At 66.4% G+C, this 4,685-nt stretch carries 3 protein-coding genes and 1 pseudogene; 1 reads left to right on the top strand and 3 read right to left on the bottom strand.

The genetic code is table 11. The annotated features are described in order from the left end of the window. A partial coding sequence (locus SY1_RS01745; RefSeq protein WP_208872568.1) for a hypothetical protein occupies positions 1-315 on the top strand: 315 nt, incomplete at its 5' end. A gap of 38 nt (positions 316-353) precedes the next feature. On the opposite strand, the gene SY1_RS01740 is transcribed toward SY1_RS01745, so the two are convergent. The 3 genes and pseudogenes from SY1_RS01740 to SY1_RS01730 all read right to left on the bottom strand — a co-directional run. Beyond that, a complete protein-coding gene (locus tag SY1_RS01740) occupies positions 354-740 on the bottom strand; it encodes an ArsR/SmtB family transcription factor (protein WP_015555982.1) in 387 nt (128 codons plus the stop codon). An 85-nt stretch (positions 741-825) separates the two neighbouring features. After that, positions 826-2,265: a proline--tRNA ligase gene (gene proS, locus SY1_RS01735; protein ID WP_015555981.1), complete on the bottom strand. Its 1,440-nt coding sequence runs from the start codon at positions 2,263-2,265 to the stop codon at positions 826-828. Between the two features lie 103 nt (positions 2,266-2,368). Then, positions 2,369-4,360 (bottom strand): annotated as a pseudogene (locus SY1_RS01730) (patatin-like phospholipase family protein); the annotation flags it as partial. Between the last annotated feature and the right edge of the window lie 325 nt (positions 4,361-4,685).

The raw sequence follows: 4,685 nt of genomic DNA, 5'->3' as shown, positions 1-4,685 counted from the left end.
CTCAACATTGCCTACAATCTCCACTGGGTAACCTCCAGAGGGGAACTCCAGTCGCTGTTGCTCTCCGGGACGTGGTGGGCCGGATGGGCCTTCCCCGCCGCCCTCATCGTCGGCGGGTACCTGGCGCTGCGCCGGGTACGCTGGGCGCCCTTCGTGTTGACCGCCAGCGCCGTGAGCGCCCTGTGGCTGCTGTGGGGCTACGTATCCTCCCTCAGTCCAGACTTCAGGGAGATCGACGTTCGCACCACGCTGACGATCTTTGAATACCTGGCCCCGCTTTTTGCCTGCATTCCGGCATGGCTCGACCGCCGGTAAGGGGTCCGAGTTCCCAAAAGAAAAAGCCCCCGAAGGGGCTAAACGCTTCGGGGGCCGGGGAGGTCCTCTTTGGGACAGGTGATCTCGAACAGGGCGTCCATCATGCGGTGCAGCAGCCCGGCCCTGCGTTCGTCGGAAAGGGTGTAGTGAATCTCCTTTCCGACGCGGCTGCCCACGATGAGGCCGCTGCGCTTCAGAAGCTGAAGGTGGTGCGATACCGCGGCGTCGCTCATGCCCACCGCCGCCGCGATGTCGGAGACGCACTCCCGGCAGTGGCACAGGATCCACAGTATCTTGAGCCGCGTGGGGTCCCCCAGCTGCTGAAAGCTCATGGCCGCCTCCTCGAAGCGCTGCGCCGCCGGCATACGCTCCAGCACGACCTGAACGTCCTGCCCGTGATCGTGCGGCAAATTGTAGTGCGTCATCCCGCCTCACACCACCCGATAAAACCAATCCCGGTTAAAACGCATCCGCAGCAGGAAGGGTCGCCGCTGCCGCTTCAGCCGAGGCTCAATAAGCTTTGGCGAAGATCGTCCTGCGCCCTTCCTTCCCCGTGACGATGCACCGGCCCGTGCTCGCGTCCACCAGAGGGATGCAGCGCGGCGTCACGCCGCCCGTCTCCTCCCGGATGCGGCGCTCGTCCTCAGGCGTCCCTCCAAAGTACGCCTCGACAAACCCGCCCCTTTCCGCCAGGATCGCCTTGAGCTCGTCGTAGCTGGAGGCCTGGGCCGTGTGCGCCTCGCGGAAGGACAGGGCCCTCCTGTAGAGGTTCGACTGGACGTCCTCAAGCAGCTTCTGCACCGCAGGGACCAGCGCGTCGCGGCTGAGGTCCGCCTTCTCCCCGGTGTCGCGCCTCACGACCCGCACCGTCCCGGACTGCACGTCCTTCTCCCCCAGCTCGAGGCGCAGGGGCACCCCCCGCTGCAGGTGAGTGAAGAAGCGGTCGCCGGGCCGCATGTGAAACTGCGTGTCCACAGCCGTATAGAGCCCTCCCAGCGCCTCGTCGAGCTGCCCCGAAAGCTCGCGCGCCATGGGCAGCAGAACGCCCTCCGCCTGGCGCTCGTCCTTCGAGATCGGCAGCAGCACCACCTTCACGGGCGCGATGTGCGGCGGAAGCACCAGGCCGTCGTCGTCGGAGTGGGTCATGATGATGGCCCCGATGAGGCGGGTGGATATCCCCCAGCTGGTCGTCCAACAGGTCGCCAGCTCTCCGTCCCTGTCCTGAAAGCGGATTTCAAAGGCCCTGGCGAAGTTCTGCCCCAGGAAGTGGCTGGTCCCCGCCTGGAGCGCCTTCGCGTCGCTCATCATCGCCTCGCAGGTGTAGGTGGCCACGGCGCCGGGGAAGCGCTCCCCCGCCGTCTTCTCGCCCGTGATCACGGGCAGCGCCAACTCCTCCTCCATGACTTTGCGGTACACCTCCAGCATCCGCAGCGTCTCCTCGCGGGCCTCCTGCTCCGTGGCGTGAGCCGTGTGCCCCTCCTGCCACAGAAACTCGGACGTGCGGAGGAAAAGGCGCGGCCGCTTCTCCCAGCGCATGACGTTGCACCACTGGTTGATGAGCACCGGCAGGTCCCTCCAGGACTGAATCCAGCGGCTGTACATGTGGCCGATGACCGTCTCGGAGGTGGGGCGCACCGCGAAGGGCTCCTCCAGCTCCTCCCCGCCCGCATGGGTGACCATGGCGCACTCCGGCGCAAAGCCCTCCACGTGCTCCGCTTCCTTCTGGAGGAAGGAGTTGGGGATCAGGAGCGGGAAGTAGGCGTTCACGTGCCCCGTCCGCTTGAAGGCGTCGTCGAAATAGCGCTGAACGTTCTCCCAGATGGAGTACCCCGTCGGGCGGATCACCATGCAGCCGCGCACCGGCGCATAGTCCGCCAGCTCGGCCGCCTTGATCACGTCAAGGTACCACTGAGAGTAATCGACGCTTCGTGCTGTGATGTTGCGTGCCATTGTATGACCTCCACAGGGCGGCGGGCCGCCGGGGCCCTGCCCTCACACAGGATGGAGGGCCCCGGCGGGGCCCTGTGATCTTTCGGTTAAGGAAGCGCTGCGGCTACGGCAGCGGGTAGTGGTCCCAGATGGGGACCCCCATGAAGAAGCCCACCTTGAACTCCTCCGAGCCGTACAGGGCCGCCAGCTTGACGTCTATGATGTTGTTGGGGAAGTTCACGGCGACGCCGACCTCCCAGGGGGAGGCGATCTTTCCGTACTCCTTGTCCATCGCGTAGCCGTAGCTGCCGAAGAGCTCCACCGCCACGATGCCCAAAACGCTCCGGCTCAACACCCGGCGGAAGGCCAGGTTCGCCCAGGCCATGCGCTCCGCCTCAACGGGCCGGGCCGCCGCGGTGTAGAGCTCCTCCGCCGCGCCCAGGTAGGCCGCGTGGCTGCAGCGGTCCAGGTCGCCCTCCGCATAGCCCAGGCGGAAGTACGTGCGCAGGTGCCCTGTAACCTCCAGGGGCTTGAAGTAGGTGAATCGGTAGAGGACCTCGTCAAAGTCCGGCCACCATGCGTTGACGCGCCAGGCGTAGCCCTTCGTCGGGTCACCGGGAATGTCCAGCGTGTCGTAGGCCGCGAAGAACGTCGGGCCGATCGAGTTGCGGTCGTCCTCGTCGGAGACGGAATCCCCCCCCACGTGCTCGTAGGCCAGCCCAAGCCCCACGTTCACGTCGCCCCACTGGTAGACGCGGTTCACTCCGAAGGCGAAACGGTCCCAATCCCGCGTGCCCGCGCTGCTGCGGACCTCCCAGTTCTGGGCGGACAGGTTGAAGCGCCAGGCGTTCATGCCCTCCGGCGCCGTCTGATAGGACAGGTCGATCCCCCACTGGTCCCCGATCCGAAGCACCCCGGACATCGTGTCGTACTCCGACAGGAGCCCCCGGCCAGCCCCCTTGACGTAGAGCCAGCGGTTGTTGTGCAGGTTCGTGGTGTACCCCGACAGCCCCACCTCGATCTCCGGCGTCTGCCGCACCTCGAGGCGCACCAGCACGTCGCCCGACTCCGTGCGCCCCATCTGGTAGTCCACGTTGGCGATGCCGGGGGACCCCACCAGCCGCTCGATGGCGCTCTCGATGCGCTTCTGGTCGATGGTCTTCCCCACCCAGACGAGACAGCGCTTTCGCAGGTTCCGCGCCATCTTCTCCGGCAGGCCCACGACCTCCACGTCGCCGACGACGTCGCTCGTGACCTCCACGTTCGCGCTCGTGAACAGCGCGGGGCCGCGGGCCGACAGTCTCTGGATCGCGTCAAGCTTCTCCAGCGCCACGCGCCGTCCCTCCTCGATGATGGCGTCCGCCTCGCTCGAATCCAAAAAGCTGAAGCTGTTCACGCGGGGGGAGAGCAGCAGGTCCGCCGCGCGGCTCTCCTCGCTCGTCGTGCGCCGCATCAGGATGGCCAGCGACTGGTCGATGACGTCGATGAAGGAGTTGATCGGGCGTTCCTTTGAGGGGTAGTCCGAGACGTCCACCGCGACGATGGGGATGCCGGGGAAGACCTCCCTCGCCGTGTAGACGGGAAGGTTCGAGACCACGCCGCCGTCCACCAGGAGGCGGCCGTCGATCTCCCACGGCTCGAAGAGCCCCGGAATGGACATGGAGGCCCGCATGGCCGAGGCCAGCCCTCCCCTTCTCAGGACGACCTTCTCCCCGGTGTGGATGTCCGACGCCACGGCCGCGTAGGGGATGGGGAGGTGATAAAAGTCCTTCGCCGAGACGTGGCGCATCAGCTGCGCAAAGTAGCGGTACAGTTTGTCTCCCGTCAGGATGCCCCGCGGGCCCCGCTGATCTCCCTGCTTCTGGTAGGAGAGCGCGGTGATCGTGCTGCCCTTGGCCCTCCTGTCGTCGCCCGTAAAGACGAACATGGGGCCCGTGTTCTCCGAGAGCAGGGAGGGCAGGTCCAGCTCCGCGACGATGCGCCTCATCGCCTCCGCGTCGTAGCCGCTGGCCTTCAGCGCGCCCATCAGGGACCCCATGCTGGTCCCCACGATGCCCACGATGGGGACGTTGTTCTGCTCCAGCACCTCGATGACGCCGATGTGGGCAAAGCCCCGGGTCCCGCCCCCCGGAGAGGACCAGCACGACTCCCGCCTCCGCGGACCGGAAGGACACGAGGCCGAGGAGCAGCGCCCACAAGATTTTCCTGGCTATCCGCACCACCTTCACCTCCCGCAACGAAAAAGGCGGCGAACTCACCCGATGAGCCGCCACCCCAATCCATAAGAGCTGCGGGCAAGGGGTCGCCGTTTCGGCCCTCGCCCATTCCCCGCTATTGCGGACCGCCCTGCCGCCGACTCGCCGGAGGCAGGGCCCTCACCGTCATTTTCCCTGTTCAAAGGACAACACCAGGTAGAGCACGCCGCTCGGCTGCATGGCGAA

Origin of the sequence: Fretibacterium fastidiosum, from assembly GCF_000210715.1 — a bacterium.
GTDB classification, from domain to species: domain Bacteria; phylum Synergistota; class Synergistia; order Synergistales; family Aminobacteriaceae; genus Fretibacterium; species Fretibacterium fastidiosum.
Note: the sequence above shows the minus strand (reverse complement) of the source record. Positions and strands in the feature narration are given on the sequence as shown.